Raw genomic sequence first — 17604 nt, forward strand, 5'->3', positions numbered from 1 at the left:
TTTACATTTCCGGTTTTGGAAGTATTGTACCATATTTAACCTTTTAGAAACACCACGCAGCCTCTATTCCTTGTCCTTGTATATCCAAAGCACCCGCCATTTCTCATCTTCCTGTGTCACATAACAAGGCTGTACGATATCAAAATTACCGAATCGGGTCTTGTAATGCTGAGTGACCGTAATACGGTAAACCTTCCCTAACTCCTCTCCATTCGGATCGGTACGAATGTCATATTCAGCCTGCGGCTCCCCCAGTTCAAACGTAAACGTATCCGTCCCCATATCCTGCATAAAAACGTGCGCACGCTGCTGTACATACGTAGATTTCTCGAATTTCTTTTTCATTTGCGAATGAAAAAACTCCCATGAACCTCCGAAATTTCCCGATTGCTCCATAGTGTAGAACTCGTTCAGTGCTTCTACCGCTTGATCGCCCTCGCCTGTAGACATCACCCCACGCAGACCCAGCCACAGTAGCCATAACAATCCACATATGATGGCAAAATATAATAGCTTACGGACGAACGCCGAAGCCGCTCTCCTTCTAAACAGCACACATTGCCCCTCCCTCTGTTCGACTATACCGAATTCTCTACAGATGTATGTGGGACAAGCCTTGTTTAGAAGTCTTTAGAAGAAAATAACGGGTGACCTCCCAAATAGGGCACCCGTCTACATAAGGCTTACCTAAGGCGATATGGCCGTGGTAAGCAAATGCTTCTCCAGCACTCCATGGAGACGCTGGCGTTCCTGCTCCTCCACAATGTAATAATATACACCGTTAATTTTACGCCCATGTCCCTTCAGTTCAACGGTATCCGTCTGCTTGAGGGACGGACCGATCCGGGTCAGGAAAGTGGTCATATCGTCAAAGGTAATGTCTGTGCGAATCTGCTCCCCCGCTGCTTCCAATATCGGCTTTACCCTCAACAGCCCTTTCTTGCTGATGGACTGGGCCAGAATTTGCTTGAGGAGCTCCCGCTGGCGGGCATTTCTTCCGAGATCCCCACGTGGATCATCGAATCGCATACGGGCGTAGGCCAACGCCTCAGCTCCGTTTAAGTTCAAATTACCCTGCGCAAAATGATGGCCCTCATATTGAAAATCAAGTGGATTATGAACCTCCACTCCCCCCATAAGGTCCACCATTTTCGCAAACCCTTCCATGTTCATCTGCACATAGTAATCTATCGGATGGTTCAAAAAATGCTCAACCGTACGAATCGACATATCCACGCCCCCAAAAGCAAAAGCGTGATTGATTTTGTCCTCACGCCCCTTGCCGATCAACTCTGTTCGCGTATCACGCGGAATGTTGAACATCAACATAGAGCCTTCGGCAGGGTTAACAGACAAAACGATCATCGTATCCGATCGTCCTGGATCGTGAGGCCGCCGATCTACGCCCAGCACCAGCACGGTGAACGGCTTGAACTGGGAGATGGCTGCCGGATTGGGTGTACTTGATCCAGTGTCTGTACCTACAGATCGCCCTGCTCCGTCCGTTGCAAGGGTAGAAACCGCCCCAGGCTGCACGATGCTGCGCGGATGATACATCGCATTCGCCGCTGTTTTAAAGGAATGATACACATAAGCGGTGTAGGCAGTAGCCCCTACGACCAATATCGCCGCAGCCCCCAATGTCACCTTCAGCCATCGTTTCATACGCAGCCTCCCCTTTACGGATTCACTACAGACTGATGACGATCTACATCCAGATTGTTCATCTGTGGCCTGCCGACAGAATAGTATGCAAAGGCGGATTGTCTGATTTGCTCTTCGCTGTACACATTGCGTCCGTCAATCATAATTGGATACTTCATAAGCTCATTCAGCTCACCCAACCCGATATCACCAAACTCTTCCCATTCCGTCAATAGACACAGTGCGTCACATCCCTCTGCCGCTTCTCGTGCGCTATCTGCCCACGTTACTTCCGAGCTGTCCAGCAGTCTGCGGAAGTTAGCGGTAGCGATCGGGTCATACGCACGAATTTGCGCCCCTGCCTCCAGTAGCGATTGCATGATATCCAGCGCCGGGGCATCTCTTACGTCATCTGTATTCGGTTTAAAAGCCAGTCCCCATATACCAATCGTAGCTCCCTCCAGATCACCCAGCGCCTCTTTCAGTTTACGAATCACGTTAAAACGTTGCCCCTGATTCACTTCCACCACAGATTTCAGCAGCTTGAATTCATAGTCCACGTTACCTGCAATTTGGATCAGAGCTTGTGTATCCTTGGGAAAACAGGAACCCCCATAGCCGATACCAGCAGACAAAAAGGAGGAACCGATCCGCTGATCCAGTCCCATACCGTGTGCCACGCGTGTAACGTCTGCGCCCACCTTTTCGCAAATATTTGCAATCTCATTAATAAACGAAATTTTGGTCGCCAAAAAAGCATTCGACGCGTACTTGATCATCTCCGCCGAACGGATATCCGTGGTTACGATATTTGTCGTCAACGGCTCGTGCAGTGTAGTCAGCACAGCGGACACATGCGGATCGGAAGCTCCGATGATGATTCGATCTGGCTGTAGGGTGTCTATGACTGCTGAGCCTTCGCGTAAAAATTCAGGAACCGAAGCCACACCAAACGAATAGTTTGTGCGGCTCGCAATCCAATTTTGAATACGTTCGTTCGTTCCGACAGGCACCGTGCTTTTGGTGACAATTACTTTGTAGCCATTCATGGCGTCTGCCACCTCGTAGGCGGCTTCTTCAATATAGGACAGGTTCGCTTCTCCGCCTGGCAGTGAAGGCGTGCCGACCGCCAAAATAACAATTTCGGCTGCCTCCACCGAAGCAGCCGTATCTGTTGTAAAGCTTAGTCGGCCTTGTTCTACGTTATCTTTAATTAGAGCCTTTAATCCCGGTTCATAAATCGGCACCCCACCTGCACGCAGCTGATGAATTTTGTCCTCATTCTGATCTACACAGACGACGGTATTCCCGAGTGCGGCAAAACAGACCCCCGACACCAGCCCGACATACCCTGCACCAATTACACATAACTTCAAAGCAACTCCCCCTTTTACATGCTGTCTCATTGCATCCTGCTTTTACCGACTTCACTTCTCTATATCTCTTCCTGCAAGCCGATTATGATAAAGCGTAAGCCGTTTGTTTTGCCGATAAGATTTTAGAAAACGGTATACATACATCGGATTGTTATAGGCATACCTCTTCCATAATCGCTTCGGTTCACAGATCAGACGGTACAGCCACTCCAGCCCAAGCTTTTGTATCGCTAGTGGCGGTCTACGAACCTTTCCAGTGATATAGTCAAAAGCCGCCCCTACTCCAATCATCACGCCATGAATGCGGTCTTTGTTGCGATGCATCCATATTTCCTGCTTCGGGCAGCCTAAGCTGACGAATATGATATGCGCGCCAGACGCATTGATTTCATCAATGATCCGCTCCTCCTCATCTGGATGAAGCTCACGAAATGGTGGTGAAAAGCTGCCAGCGATGCGGATTCCAGGGTAATCCTGTTCTACTCTTTCTTTTAAGCTATCCAGCGTATCCGGCGTACTGCCGTAAAAATATATACTTACCTTCGTCTGTGGCGCACGTTCGCACAACTTGAGCATCAGACTGGGACCATCTACCCGATCCTGACGCTCAAATCCGTACAGCTTAAGCGCCCATACCAACGGCATACCATCGGGAGTACACAAATCGGCTTGAGTGAGCGCTTCGTGGAACTCGGAATGATTCCCGGCTGTGACAATGGAATGCGTGTTGCAAATACAAACATAGCCGTCCTTTCGTTCGACTGCCCATTGTTCCAGCATGTGTACCGTCTCCTGAAACGTAAGTGCTGCAATATCTGCATCCGCAATCCTTCCGACTCTATATTGGGGCAGCTGCTTCATAATCACGCTCCTCCATCGCCTCGCTATATATCGCCATCAGCTGCTTCACATTCACTTCTTCCGTATAGCGTGCAGCGTAGTTTTCCGACACCTTCTGTCTCATAGCTGCATAGTTTTCATAGACTACTGCACAGCGAATCACAGTCTTTATATTTTCCAAATCATCATGTTGAAAATGGAAACCCGTCACCCCGTCCTCCACAACTTCCTCCAGTGCACCGAGCCGGCTGCATAATACCGGAGTTCCAACAGAAAAAGACTCTACAATGGTCATGGGAAATCCTTCATACCAAATGGAAGGCACCATGACATACATGGCCCGGCTCATGCAATCCAGTACCGTGTCTCCATCCTGCTTACCGAGAAACCGAACATCTTCCTGCGGATAAGCAGCGGTCAATTCAGCCTTTTCCGGACCATCCCCAATGATGACCAGTCTCAATCCCCCCCGATCTTCCAACTGTGACCAAGCTTGCAGCAGATTGCGAACCCCTTTTTCAGCTGAAATCCGCCCCACGAACAATAAATAACGATCATTCGGGTCATATTGGGTTTTCACTGTTTTATGATGGACAAAATTCGGCTTTACCGCGATACGATCTAGTGGAATACCGCTTTCGGCAAATTTGTCCCGTGCAAACTCTGTCAGCGCAATATAGCGACTTACCTTGTGCTGCCATGTGCCGATCAGATCGTTGAACTTAATCATCGCCGCTACCGGAATCGTCTGAAGCTGTGAACCTCGATAGCATCCATGACGGATGGAATGCAGCAGCGTGCCGTGCAGGCATTTTTCACAAACCTTATTCCCTCGCATAAAGGTTGCCGCCGGACAAATCAGCCTGTAATTATGCAGTGTCTGGACAACCGGAATCCCCAGCCGTTCACAAGCATGATAGACCGAAGGGGATATAACCGGGAAAAAATTATGCACATGTACCACATCTGGCTTCACCTGTAAAAGCAGCTTTTTGATTCTTTTGAATTCCGGCAGGGACCATGCCGCCTCTACCGCCAGCTTTGCCATGTTCGCTAGCCCTCTGCTTTGAATGCTGTCGTTGTGCACATAGTAATGCTCTGTCTCTATTCCTCTGGAACGCAGCATAGCTGATTCTTGCTCGACAACCTTGTCTTCTCCCCCGCTTTGCTGATAAAAGTTATGGATGATCAGCACCTTGCTCACAGGAGGGCTCATCTGTCTGCTGACCTGTTGGCTCACGTGGTTGCCCCTCTTTCCTGCGTTGATTGCATAGCGTGGTTCGAACTCGTAGGTTTGATCCCTTGATGGCTTACTATTTCATCCGCAATGCGATCCCACGACATACGCTCGACCGTAAGGAAGGCCTTCTCCGCCATACTTCGTCTCAGCTCAGCATTATCCAGCAAATCGCCTATCCGACCAGACCATTCCTCTTCTGAAAAGCTTCTCAGCATCACTCCGCTCACTCCGTCCTCAATCAAGGTAACCGAGCCCCCGTTTACCGAAGAGATAATCGGGACGCGAAACAGCATGCTTTCCAGCAGCACCATACCAAAAATATCGTATTGGGTCGGAAACAGCATCACATCCGCCGCTCCGTAAACCTGCCACAGATGACGTTGCTCCACTCTTGAAAAATGTATAATACTGTCCGTTATTCCCAGTTCATGAGCATATGTCCAATAGCGGTCTGTGTCCGTCTTCCGTCCATCCCCGACCATTAACAAAAGGCAGCTAGGATGCTTTTGGAGTACCCTTTTGAACGTAGTCAGCATAAAACGTATATTTCTCCGTTCCTCCAGTACGCCAACATACAGTAGCACCGGACGATCTCCGATTCGACGCAGCTCATTCGCAACCTCACGGTTTTCCTCACGTTTTCCGCTTATGTCTTCACTGTTGTTACTGGTGTCACTGTCAAATGCTCTCTCTACTTTACTGCGATCCAGTCCGACCCCAATCGTAACCACGTTGTCAAAACCTTTATTCTCCAAATAGCGCTTGGCAAGATCGGATTTGACATAGGTATGGCGTAGAGATTTTGCTACCTTCGGCAGCAGCATAATATCGTATAGTTTGCGGATCAGCGCGTGCGTGTTATCTCGGTATGGGCCGTGATACAACGCCAGCTTATCAGGACATTTGCGGGAAAGCAGATAGGTCATGATCTGGTTGTATTCTGTAGTAATGACCAGACCATAAGCATCCAGAAAAGAATCTTTGAGAACATCTCTGTAGATGCTGTTGCTTAAGAACTTAAACCCGTAGAGCCAGATAATACGCAAGGTGCATCCTTCGTGACGGTAGACCTGTTCCAGATGGGTTTCTTTACGATCGTTGTAGTAAACAATATCGCAATCATAGCCTTTTCGAACGAGTGCTTTGCCCAAACCGACTTCCTGTAAATTGTATGAGTCCCCGTTCACCTTGCTGGCAAAATTGCGGAGATACAATATTTTTTGAATCATCATCAGGGCTCCTGCCATTTCATATTGGGTGAGTTATGGAGCACGGAGGGTTCAGAGAACACTGCGCGTTTCATTTGATCTTCCGATCGCTGTTGCAGTGGGATTCCTGGATATATAAAACATTCCGAGGTAAGAATCCCACTGCAAAGGCGAACGCTAGCGCTTCTTCAGATTCAAATGGACCGCTCCGCTACTGACCGCCGGGTCCATAAAGTCACCCCATTTCAAAAAAGGGAATGCTGGGCATGAAGTGCCCCCCGCTGCGCGGATATACGCGAGCGAATGCACGCAGGCGTTGACTGCGCGCTAGCTTGTATACCGGTCACCATAGCGATAAACGATTGAACAGCATAGAGCTACTACCACTGGGCTGACACAAGACCTTAACGATGACTAGATTGTCGCCTGCTAAAAGATTGCTATCCACCAAACGCTGTCACCCTGACAGAGAACGGTACAGAGCATTAATTATGCCGGGATGCGTACCCGGCGAGAAGTTCGCGGCGATAGGGCGAAGCTATCGCCAGGCGGCTCTTACCTTTCCCACCCTAGGGGCTGGGGGAAATTCTTTTTGGCAGCGGTAGGTAGCGGAGGGTAAGGGTTTGAATCTGGAGAAGCGTCAGCGTTCGCCTCAAAGCTTTCCGAAGGAAAGCTCGCTTCGAAAGCATATTCCCCGTGGGATTCCGACCTCTTACAGGGCCTATTCAATCCAGGGAATCCCTCGTCAACAGCGATCGGAAGATCAAATCCGTCCCGAAGCGGACTTCCATCCACAATAGTCGCTCCAGGATCAAACCCGTCCCGAAGCGGCCTTTCCCCTCCAACTTGAATGTTCACGCTGCCTTTCCTCCGTCATCTGCATATTAAAATGATCTGCCCCTTTGAGCTGGGCAGCTGCCATATCTGCCACTAGAGTCACACTCGATTCCATCGGCACAAAGCGGTATTTGTAGGCTGTAAGCCGATGATCCGTTTCGTGAAATAAAATATCCTGAGCGTAATTCCCCCATCGGTCCTTGGGCATCAAATCAATGGTCATGCTGGCATGCGCAGAGGGCAGTAGCATATTAGAGCCGTGGATACCGATTACTAATTGGCTGGCTGCGTATACCTCACAGACCCGCAGCTCACTTTCTCGGTCGAAGCGTGTGACACGCTCATCAGAAATCCATGCCGGGAAGCTCCCGGTACGCCCAAGTCCAGCGACTGTAAAACGATGATCTGGGAAGCTTTCTTTTAGCCTGCGGAACAGCCGTATGATTTTACTGCGCTGATGATAAATGAGCGGTTTTAGCCCACGTTTGAGCTGCGGAAATTTCTGTACCGCTCTTGCGATATGATGGCTGCCGCTCCACAAGCGATCTTCCCTCCATACGAAGGTAATGCGCGGCTCCGACTCACGCCCCTCGTCATAGCGGGAGACACCTGTAAACTGCTCAATATCAAACTGATTGGGATGTGAATATACCGGGCTGACATACACCTCATCAAAACGCATCAGTTCCTCAATCATCCGATGATGTAGTACAGGATAAAAGTTACGTGCCCTGCTGAATGGCACATCAACCGTCCAAATTTCAGACACATATGCTGGCACCATCCACTCCAGCGACTTTTGCACAATGACAATAATTCCCAGGTCCGGGGATTGCTCGTATTCGCGTTGCACATTGAGCAGCTTGAGCAAAGCATGACCATACAAATAATCCATAGTGTTGACGATGATTACACGTGTAGAAGCTTTCATTTTATGCACGGTCATACCGACTGCTAAGTCATAGGAAGGATTCATCAACGATTGCCGCAAAGGCTCTCCGAGCCATTTTCTCGACTTCGCATCACCGGTCAGAATATAGTCAGGCATTTCTACACGATAAGGTGAATACGTGGCATGACCGACCCTCATGTCCTCGAGATATTCGCGTCCGCACCCCTCACACGCAGTACTGACACATACATGGATTCCCTGCCACAGCACCTCTCCACCACGTACCTTACCTCCACAATGCGGGCACTGTTCCTCATGCCGAACAAACGGTTTAATGGGTATCATGATTGTTCTCTCCAACTTTCGGTACTGTAATTTGAACACGCCAAAAGGTCAGGATGGACTTCATCATCCAACCCAAATTAGATTTAACTTCCTTAAACAGCAAATCTAATAGAAATACAGATATCGTAAAGGACAAGATCGTCGCCACTAACGACCCTCGGACACCAAGCAAAGGGATTAGCGCGTAATTGAAAGCGATATTCGTAACCGCCCCTACCACCGAGGTCAGCAGCGTGTATCTAAACAAATTTTCATTGGTAATAAACAAGCTTTTAGCAACACTGAAGTTAGTGAAAAACAGACGAATCGCAAACAGAGACAACAGCGAACCTGCTTCGGTAAATTCTCTCCCATACAGCACAACCACTACCCATTGGGATAGAAAAAATAAAGGTACCGAGGTCACAAGAAAGCATATAAACATCAGCCGATACACCTTGGACAATGTCTGTCTGTATTCGTCGCTTCCTTTCTGCTTTGAACGCGTCACCACCGGAGCATAAGCCGTCGTCAGAACGACCGGAATGAAGCCCAGCACTTCGATGAGTCGGAGTGCAACGGAGTATTGCCCGACCGCAGCGTTCCCCAGCAGTTCACCGATAATGACTTGATCGATCCGTGCCTGTACATATACAGCGGAGGATGACAATATAAGTGGCCAGCTGTGATTCATGATTCGCCGAGCTGTGGTTAAGCGGAACGTCCATCGGTTCACACGTCTTCCTTCCTTATGGAAGAAATACAGCAGCAGCAGGCTTCCCAACAGAAACTCTCCATGAGCACACAACGCCACCAACCATATCGGAACACCGGACAACAAAAGAATGATTTTGATGATGGAGCCGAGAACAAAAGCGGTATTCTTGGCAACGACCGTGTATTTGGACAGCATCTGCGCACGAAACCAGTAGTCGATGATATCAAACAATTGAAATATCGAGGCCGTAGCCAGGATCAGATTGATCAACCGCACTGAACTATCTTCCGGTCTGAGCAGTGAAATGAAGGAATAGGACAGTACAATGGCTATCAGAGTACCTACCAATTTCAGCAGAACTGCCGTCCCCAATAGCTCATGCTCATCCTTGGGGTCTTTGACAAGATCGCGTACTAATATAGAATCAAAGCCAAGGGTCGTGAAAATCAGAAACATCCCGAAAAAGGATTCCGCATAATTCCACTTTCCCAGTTCCTCTGGTCCCAACACTCTCGCCATGATGATGCTGACTGCCAGGCCAAACACCATGCGAATCATTTTGTCACCGAACAGCCAGGATGTATTCACCAGCAAACTTCTGCGCGGTTTGGCGCGTTTTTTGACTAATGTCATAGGTTTTACTCCATCTTAAAAAATGACCTTTCGCACAGCCTTATAACCTGCTGTTCTGTCAATGCAGCTGCAATCATGTACAGCGAAGAGACCCCCGCTCAGGCGGGTGGCCCCTCCATCTCTTATACGACAACAGAAGCTTCAACTGCAGCCTGCCTTTTTACCCGCTCCAAGTCTGTATCCACCATCATATGAATGAGCTGCTCGAAGCCTACTTCCAATCGCCAGCCCAGCTTTTCTTTCGCCTTGGCACAATCGCCGAGCAATAAATCTACCTCTGCCGGACGGACAAATTGAGGATCGATCACGACGTAATCCTCATAATTTAAACCTACATGGGAAAAGGCAATTTGCAGCAGTTCACGTACAGAATGCATTTCTCCTGTGGAAATGACGTAATCATCCGGTTGATCCTGCTGAAGCATCAGCCACATCGCCTTTACATAATCGCCTGCAAAACCCCAGTCTCGCAGTGAATCCAAATTTCCCATGCGCAGCTCCTGCTGCAACCCTAGCTTGATACGAGCTACCGCATCCGACACCTTGCGCGTTACAAATTCCAGTCCTCGGCGTGGCGATTCGTGATTGAACAGAATGCCAGAGCAAGCAAACATATCAAAGCTTTCGCGATAGTTCACTGTAATCCAATGGCCGTACACTTTGGCTACACCGTAAGGACTACGTGGGTAAAACGGAGTCGTTTCTGTCTGGGGTGTCTCCAGCACCTTACCGAACATCTCGCTGCTTGACGCCTGATAAAAGCGCGCTTCCGGTTTGGCAATTCGAACCGCCTCCAGCATATTGGTGACAGATAGCGCTGTAATCTGCCCTGTAGCCAACGGCTGCGGCCACGAGGCCGCTACAAAGGATTGAGCAGCCAAGTTGTAGACCTCATCTGGGTCGGACTGACGGACGGCTTCGATCAATGAAGCCAGATCGGTCATATCACCGGAAAGCCATTGGATGTCATTCTGGATATGCGCTACATTTTCAAAGTTCGGTGTGCTGGTTCGTCTGCGCACCCCGTACACCTCATAATCCTTGGACAGCAGCAACTCAGCCAGATAGGACCCGTCTTGTCCGGTAATCCCTGTGATCAGCGCTTTTTTCATTCCAATTCCCCCACCGTTTTTTTTATTGTTCAACCAGATCCAGGCCTTGAAATGCCTGATACACAGACCTTAATCCCTCTTCTAGTGAAATACGCGCCGACCAGCCCAGCCCGGAAATTCGGGATACATCTACCAACTTACGCGGCGTTCCATCAGGAGCGGAGGTGTTAAAGGTAATTTCCCCCTCATAGCCAACTACATTCTTCACTCGTTCAGCCAGCTCACGAATGGAGATATCCTCACCTACGCCGATATTCACAATTTCATTTCCCTCATAATTGTTCATCAGGAACAGACAGGCTTCAGCCAGATCATCAGAATGAAGAAATTCTCGGCGCGGCGTACCAGATCCCCATACTTCTACAGTCGGAGATTGATTCAGCTTGGCTTCATGAAACTTGCGGATGAGCGCAGGCAGCACATGAGAGGTCTGGAGATCAAAATTGTCGCCCGGACCGTATAAATTCGTCGGCATCACAGAAATAAACCGAGTTCCATACTGACGGTTGTAAGACTGACACATTTTAATCCCGGCAATTTTAGCAATCGCATAGGCCTCATTAGTAGGCTCCAGTTCACCCGTAAGCAGATATTCTTCTCGCAACGGCTGCGGAGCAAATTTAGGATAGATACAGGTAGAGCCGAGGAATAACAGCTTGCCTACATTCACCCGGTAAGCCGCATCAATCACATTCGTTTGTATAAGCAGATTGTCACGGATAAAATCAGCCGGATATTCGCTATTCGCCAAAATCCCACCAACCTTGGCCGCTGCCAGAAATACATAATCCACAGGCTCTGTTTCAAAAAAATGATCTACTGCCTCTTTATTGCGTAGATCCAGCTCACGGCTTGTGCGAGTAATAATATGACGGTAACCCGCATTCTGAAGCGCTCGGACAATAGCGGAACCCACCAGTCCGTTATGCCCTGCTACATATATGTTGGAATGAAGATCCATACTTATCCCCTACTTTCTTCGTGAAAATGAAAGACTTTAATACGCATCCTTGGAGCCTAGCAGCACACGAAATGTTTTCAGCATAATGATCATATCTGTGCGGAAACTGCGTCTGGATATGTACTCCAAATCCAGTTCTACCATCTGGTTAAAGCTTAGATGATTACGACCGCTGATCTGCCATAGACCGGTGCAGCCTGGTGTAACCGTCAGACGCAGCTTATCCCTCACTGTGTAATTATGGACTTCTCTTGGCAACGGGGGTCTGGGTCCTACCAGACTCATCTGCCCACGCAGTACATTGAACAGTTGTGGCAGCTCGTCGATGCTCGTTCTGCGAAGAAAGCGACCCACACGGGTAATTCGGGGATCATCCCGCATTTTGAACATCGCACCCTCAATTTCATTTTCCACCAGCAGTGCAGACAATCTCGCCTCGGCATCAGACACCATGGAACGAAATTTGATCATGCGAAACGGACGCTCATTTTTCCCAATACGTACTTGATAAAATAACGCACTGCCTTTTGGGTCCTCCAGCTTAATCAGCAGAATGACAAGCAGAAATACCGGGCATAGCACGATGATTCCAATGAAAGACAATATAATATCCATGCTTCGCTTCACGAACGGGTATACGTTCCATCCTTGCCGCCGTTCAAGCCCATGAGCGACCGAATATACATCCACTGACGCGCCCAGCACTTCGGCCTCGTTCGAGCGGGAAGAAGACACGTCTCATCACCTCGCTCCTTATTGATAATTATTATTTATACATTGTTAAAAGAATTTTATATACTCTCATTTTCCTCCTTTTTATTCATGTCAGATTGCGTTCCTCCATACCCCTCTCGGCGCGGGTATTCGAACGCTTCACATTATTAAGTACTACACCCAGAATGCGCGCCTTTACTCTTTCCAAATTCGCTTTTGCTTTCTTGACGACATCCTTTTTGACCTTCCCTGCCTGCACCACCAGAATGACTCCGTCACACATAGCGCTTATAATTAAGCCATCCGGAAAGGACAGCAACGGCGGCGTATCCATTAAGATCACGTCATAATGTTCTTTTAGCTCAACTAGCAGAGCATTCATTCTACGGGAACTGAGCATCTCGGACGGATTGGGCGGGTTCGGCCCGGCTGTAATTGCATGCAGATGGTCAATCCCGGTTTCCTGAACCACATCCTGCCATGCCTGTTGATTGGCAAGCACCCGTGTCAGCCCTGTATGGTTACGCAAACCAAACATATGGTGCAAAGAGGAACGACGCAGATCCATATCCATAATCAGCACCTTTTTCCCCTCTTGCGCATAGGTTACAGCCAAATTGCTAATCGTGACCGTTCTGCCTTCACCCGCCTGAGCGGACGCCACCATCATAACCTCAATCGGCTCGTCTATAGAAGAAAACTGGATGTTAGTGCGAAGCATGCGGTACTCCTCCGAAACGGAAGACTGAGCATGTAGGGATGTAACGAGCTGATTATTGATTAATCGCGGCATATTGCCCTTCACCTACCTGTTTAGGAGTTGTAGTCGAGCTGTCAGAGCGTTTATCTTCTTTTTTCATTTTCGTAATCAAGGATAGGGTAGGCAGACCGAGTTCTTTTTCAATATCCTCTTCATTCTTAAATGTATCATCCAGTACCTCCAGCAAAAATGCCAAGCCGATTCCCAACAATAAAGAGGTGACAAAAGCAATAAATATCTGTATAGCGGGATTACTGTTCACGGGAACTGCTGGATCATTCAGACTGGCTTCGCTTAGGATGGTGACATTGTCCATTTTCATGATAGAGGGAATTTGCCGTTTGAATACTTTGGCTACCGCATTGACGGTTTTCACAGCCTTCGTATACGATAAATCGCGGATTGTTACATCCATGACCTGTGAATCACCTGCGGTGTTCACTCTTAATTTTTGCGCCAAAGCTGACGGAGTGACCTTAAGGTCGGGGAAGCTGGCGACCACCTGATCCATAATCGCCGAGGAGATCATAATTTGCTTATAGGAGTTCGTTAAGGCTATATTCGTTTGAACTACACTGTAATCAACGACACCTGCACGATCCGGTCGTGGCGTCTGGTTGATAATGAGCTTTGCGGTAGCTTCATAAATCTGCGGGGTAAAATATACATTCTTTATGCCCACTACAGTACATACCAGCAGTACGATGCTACCAATCAACCACATTCTTTTACGGATCAAACGGATGTACTCTTTCAACTGCACAAGACCAGTCCTCCCTGATTGACTTGTTTTCGATGCAATAACGCTTGTACTGATCCTCTGCATAACGGGGAAAAGAACGATGCATGACCCTCTAATCTATAGTAAAATGTTGTATAATAGCGCATAGAAGGTCTAGCCAGCGAATAAGCACAAAATGCTCAATAATCGGTGGCCTCTTAGGGTATATAAACGAAGACATAAGTGAAAACTATGAAATAAAGATACGTTATGTAACTTACATAACTAATTTATGATACAAAACGTATCTTGTCAAGCGTAAAATTGCTTTTTTACCTTTCTTAACCTTGCCTTCAGGAGGAAAAACAGATGAATTATGGCACCCGCATCGCTGAATTACGAGAACATAAGGGATTAAAACAAGAGGAACTAGCGCAATCCCTCGGAATTACGCGGGCAGCTCTTTCTCACTATGAAAAAAATAGGCGCAAGCCAGATTTTGAGATCCTGACCAAGCTCGCTGATATTTTCGGGGTAACGATTGACTACTTGGTGGGACGTACGAGCCATCCGGCAGCGATATTGGATTCAGATGTGAGGGAATTTGTGGACCAGCTTGAACTGTCCGACGAGGATATTCTGCAACGTTTCAACCTGACCATTGACGGACGCACCTTGTCTGAGGAAGAAGCCAAACGTTTTATTGCATTTGTCCGAATGGAACGAATGATGGAATAAAGAAAGCGGCCGACTGCTTCACGTCTCGCTCAAGTAGGACCAGCCGGTGGAATTTACACGCGCTTGTCCTTCCGGTATGTGGTTCCATCAGCGTCGTTTTCTAGCCATTCTGGCATCGTGAACCCACATTGAAGCAAAATGTCCCGGATGTCCAAGTCGATAGCGGCTTTGTCTACTTTCCGTACGTTGTTTTGAAAAAGAGGGTTGTTCACCCCTAATTCTGTCTCCTTGTTCATTCAGCACTAACCTCGCTTTATTATTCTTGGTCACCGGAAAGAGATTTCCCACAAAACCATGTATGTATAGTCATGAACAAAACTATTATATATGAATACATACCTGCAATGTTGTCGTCTTATGACGAGAATATAAAAGGATTTTCTTATTTTTTTCTTCATTATACGTAAAGTATTGGCAAATCAGAACGATTTTCCAACAAAAAAGAACCTGTCAGGTCCTATTTTCTCCTGATAGGTTCTTTTTTGTTTTCTTTCGAAATGATGTTAGGTATTCGTTAACTCAGGTCCTATATACATTCCGATCTGTTATTAAGCGACCTCCGCTGCCTGGGAAACCTGAGTGCCTCCGGTCGCCCGGACTTTGTAGACATAGTGGCCTCCAGCTTTTACTGTGCGGTCTGTATACGTGCTTCCCGCTACTTGCGAGGCAATCACCTGATAGGCCCCGTCGGTCCCGTCAGCACGCAGCACATCATAGGAAGATACGCCTTCTGCCTGAAGCCAATTAATCTTTACCGCCCCATCCTGAACAGAGGCAGCCTTCACCCCTGTTGGGGCCGAAGCTGCGGTCTGATCTGTACTTTTTAATTCCAAAATATATTGTACCGCTTCGCCAGGACCCAGCTTTTCTTCAAAATCAAGGGCAGGAGAAGCCTTGAGCCCTGATATGGAACGCTGTGCCTGACTGTAAGTAGAACCCGCTCCAAAACGTTCACCTGTGTACAAACCGGCTTTCGGCATCGTTACCCGTACACGAACGGTCTGCGGGGTAGCTTCGAAATTCACTAGATTCACCAGCAATTTGTCTGAAGTAGCGCCGCTACCTGCCAGCGGTTTAAGCTTGGACGTATCCACCGCACGAACATAGACCATCTTGTCCTTGGTATCCTCTGGATTCAGCACTGTATAAGTCAGAGGTTTTCCATGGGTGGCATAGGCTAAGCTCAAGCGTCTCATGATCTTAACGCGGGTGTCCTGTCCTTGCCCGAACGGATAAATTTCTGTGTTGGCCGGGTTATGACTTTGCAGATCGAAGCCTGTTTTAAACAGCGTATAATCTTTATAAAAAGCAGCGTGCTGGATAAACATATCGGCAAATCCAATTTGCGAACGCATAATCCGGTCGAATGCAGCTGCTTGTGGCTGACTAGCCCCGTAATCGGGATTGTCTCGATGCGTATCATTGGTACCGAACTCTGTGTTCAGCATCTTTTTCGCCAGTCCATTGCTCGAACCGCCGAAGGTTTTCAAATTTTGGACGAAGCTACCCCCGCCCTCTTCATTATACGATTCACCATAGGCGTGTCCATTGGTCAGGTCGGTGACTTCCTCCAGCTGTTTACGTTGCGCCGGGTCCCGTTCCCATCCATCTGGGTCACCGCATTTTTGCGTACCACTAGTTTGATTTTTGCACGCCTTGGTAGAGTACGTTGGCCAGTAGGCCCAGCCCGGTGCTACGGTTTTGAGATGCGGTGCCAATTGCTTGCCTTCTGTATTCAACCACTTGGCCACAGCCAGGTTTACCGCCTTGGAGCGATTAAATAATCCAGGTTCGTTATCTACTTCATAATATTGAAGATAAGAACCGTATTTTTTTACATAATCGCGCAACTTTTGCTTGGCTGTCTCTGGCAGAGAACCATCTTTTTGCAGCTTAATATCACCTGTATATAAATACAAAGCAGACGATTGCATATTATACTGCTTTAACGTTTGATAGTAATCATCCACGTCTGTACATGCCTTGCCCACATTACTGGCACAGGTGACCCTCATGACGTTGCCACTATAAGCAATTCCCAGCCATTTGAGAACGTATGGTAAATGCTTAACTGCACCCTGATCATAATAAAATTCTTTATTGTTCACATTTGTTCCGGTCAGTATATATTTACCGTGTACCGGTTCGGTCGCAGGTGAAGCTAACGTCTCCAAGCTCAAGTCATCCCAGGTCCACCACACATTTTTATCTTCTGCAGAGGAGCAGTATAGGCAGCGCGCTGTCTTTAGCTTGAGTACGTTAACACCGCTTTGCAATTGCTCTTTGGGTATATACAGCTCGTAGTTGCTTTTGTAATTATATGCACTGCCCGTACCGGAAACCCCAGCGATTTGAATGATACCGGACAGCTGATAATTTGAAAATACAGCCATTTGCGGAACAGCTTTGCCCGCATCCAAAATCCGTACACGGAATATCACTCCATTGGGAGGAACTTGATCCAGCTTATACTGGAGCGACAGTTCAGGATTCGTGGACGCATTCAAGCCGGGAGGAATATCTCCACTGCTGAGCAATACCGGGGCCGCTGTATTCTCTGCTATGGACGTTGCAGACGATATTCCTTTAGCCGACGATTCGGTAGAAGCAGAGGCTGTAGGAATGTTGATATTGTCTCTACCAATCACTCCTCTAAATTCCGCTGAAGAATCATCCCTCTGTCCCAGCTTCCATACTGGACTGGCTGCCGCTACTTTATCCGTCGGCAGTTCTACGCTCCTTGAAGGCGTGTAAATCAACCAAGCGATCAGCGCTATAGCTACGACCCCCAGCAGCCCGGATAATACTGGCGTATACCTGTGGGTCAACCATTTTTTCATCATATGATCCACCCTCTCTCCTCAAAATTTTTGACCGGGAAAGAGA

At 48.0% G+C, this 17604-nt stretch carries 17 protein-coding genes; 2 read left to right on the forward strand and 15 right to left on the reverse strand.

From position 1 onward, the window contains the following. Positions 1-63: 63 nt before the first annotated feature. The 6 genes from NLX73_RS14875 to NLX73_RS14900 all read right to left on the reverse strand — a co-directional run bounded on the left by NLX73_RS14875 (position 64) and on the right by NLX73_RS14900 (position 6329). Positions 64-555: a hypothetical protein gene (locus NLX73_RS14875; protein ID WP_061830260.1), complete on the reverse strand. Its 492-nt coding sequence runs from the start codon at positions 553-555 to the stop codon at positions 64-66. Positions 556-687: 132 nt separating this feature from the next. Then, positions 688-1665, reverse strand: a complete 978-nt coding sequence (locus NLX73_RS14880) for an LCP family glycopolymer transferase (protein WP_250267680.1) — start codon at positions 1663-1665, stop codon at positions 688-690. Positions 1666-1679: 14 nt separating this feature from the next. Further along, positions 1680-3020, reverse strand: coding sequence for a UDP-glucose dehydrogenase family protein (locus NLX73_RS14885; RefSeq protein ID WP_250268891.1), 1341 nt, complete (start codon positions 3018-3020; stop codon positions 1680-1682). A gap of 51 nt (positions 3021-3071) precedes the next feature. After that, complete coding sequence (locus tag NLX73_RS14890) at positions 3072-3881, reverse strand: WecB/TagA/CpsF family glycosyltransferase (RefSeq protein WP_028543099.1); 810 nt, start codon at positions 3879-3881, stop codon at positions 3072-3074. Then, a complete protein-coding gene (locus NLX73_RS14895; RefSeq protein WP_254326538.1) occupies positions 3859-5100 on the reverse strand; it encodes a glycosyltransferase family 4 protein in 1242 nt (413 codons plus the stop codon). The genes NLX73_RS14890 and NLX73_RS14895 overlap by 23 nt, the downstream gene beginning before the upstream one ends. Beyond that, positions 5097-6329: a glycosyltransferase family 4 protein gene (locus tag NLX73_RS14900; protein WP_254326657.1), complete on the reverse strand. Its 1233-nt coding sequence runs from the start codon at positions 6327-6329 to the stop codon at positions 5097-5099. The genes NLX73_RS14895 and NLX73_RS14900 overlap by 4 nt, the downstream gene beginning before the upstream one ends. Before the next feature lie 602 nt (positions 6330-6931). Here NLX73_RS14900 and NLX73_RS14905 point away from each other — a divergent pair. Then, complete coding sequence (locus tag NLX73_RS14905; RefSeq protein WP_254326539.1) at positions 6932-7108, forward strand: hypothetical protein; 177 nt, start codon at positions 6932-6934, stop codon at positions 7106-7108. 11 nt (positions 7109-7119) lie between these two features. Here the strand turns inward: NLX73_RS14905 and NLX73_RS14910 are convergent, their stop codons facing one another. From NLX73_RS14910 to NLX73_RS14940, 7 genes are all read right to left on the reverse strand, one after another. Then, positions 7120-8382: a hypothetical protein gene (locus NLX73_RS14910; RefSeq protein WP_254326540.1), complete on the reverse strand. Its 1263-nt coding sequence runs from the start codon at positions 8380-8382 to the stop codon at positions 7120-7122. Beyond that, positions 8369-9712 (reverse strand): flippase, encoded by a 1344-nt coding sequence (locus NLX73_RS14915; RefSeq protein ID WP_254326541.1) that lies wholly within the window; start codon positions 9710-9712, stop codon positions 8369-8371. Before NLX73_RS14915 ends, NLX73_RS14910 begins: the two co-directional genes overlap by 14 nt. A 122-nt stretch (positions 9713-9834) precedes the next feature. Continuing rightward, a complete protein-coding gene (gene gmd / locus NLX73_RS14920) occupies positions 9835-10824 on the reverse strand; it encodes a GDP-mannose 4,6-dehydratase (protein ID WP_061830268.1) in 990 nt (329 codons plus the stop codon). Between the two features lie 22 nt (positions 10825-10846). Beyond that, positions 10847-11785, reverse strand: coding sequence for a GDP-L-fucose synthase family protein (locus NLX73_RS14925; protein ID WP_250267672.1), 939 nt, complete (start codon positions 11783-11785; stop codon positions 10847-10849). A gap of 36 nt (positions 11786-11821) precedes the next feature. Beyond that, positions 11822-12520 (reverse strand): sugar transferase, encoded by a 699-nt coding sequence (locus NLX73_RS14930; protein ID WP_039269544.1) that lies wholly within the window; start codon positions 12518-12520, stop codon positions 11822-11824. Positions 12521-12605: 85 nt separating this feature from the next. Continuing rightward, positions 12606-13292 carry a CpsD/CapB family tyrosine-protein kinase gene (locus NLX73_RS14935; RefSeq protein ID WP_061830270.1) on the reverse strand — a complete coding sequence of 229 codons (687 nt, stop codon included), beginning with the start codon at positions 13290-13292 and terminating at the stop codon, positions 12606-12608. Then, positions 13273-14022 carry a YveK family protein gene (locus NLX73_RS14940; protein WP_039269541.1) on the reverse strand — a complete coding sequence of 250 codons (750 nt, stop codon included), beginning with the start codon at positions 14020-14022 and terminating at the stop codon, positions 13273-13275. Before NLX73_RS14940 ends, NLX73_RS14935 begins: the two co-directional genes overlap by 20 nt. A 327-nt stretch (positions 14023-14349) precedes the next feature. Here NLX73_RS14940 and NLX73_RS14945 point away from each other — a divergent pair, with 327 nt between their 5' ends. Then, positions 14350-14718, forward strand: coding sequence for a helix-turn-helix domain-containing protein (locus NLX73_RS14945; protein ID WP_025720479.1), 369 nt, complete (start codon positions 14350-14352; stop codon positions 14716-14718). Between the two features lie 53 nt (positions 14719-14771). Here the strand turns inward: NLX73_RS14945 and NLX73_RS14950 are convergent, their stop codons facing one another. Both NLX73_RS14950 and NLX73_RS14955 read right to left on the reverse strand, forming a co-directional pair. Continuing rightward, on the reverse strand, positions 14772-14954 hold the full coding sequence (locus tag NLX73_RS14950) for a hypothetical protein (RefSeq protein ID WP_061830271.1): 183 nt from the start codon (positions 14952-14954) through the stop codon (positions 14772-14774). A 312-nt stretch (positions 14955-15266) separates the two neighbouring features. Then, complete coding sequence (locus NLX73_RS14955; protein WP_254326542.1) at positions 15267-17561, reverse strand: PD-(D/E)XK nuclease family protein; 2295 nt, start codon at positions 17559-17561, stop codon at positions 15267-15269. Positions 17562-17604 lie beyond the last annotated feature (43 nt).

Source organism: Paenibacillus sp. CH40 (assembly GCF_024213605.1).
In the GTDB taxonomy this organism is placed as follows: Bacteria; Bacillota; Bacilli; order Paenibacillales; family Paenibacillaceae; genus Paenibacillus; species Paenibacillus polymyxa_B.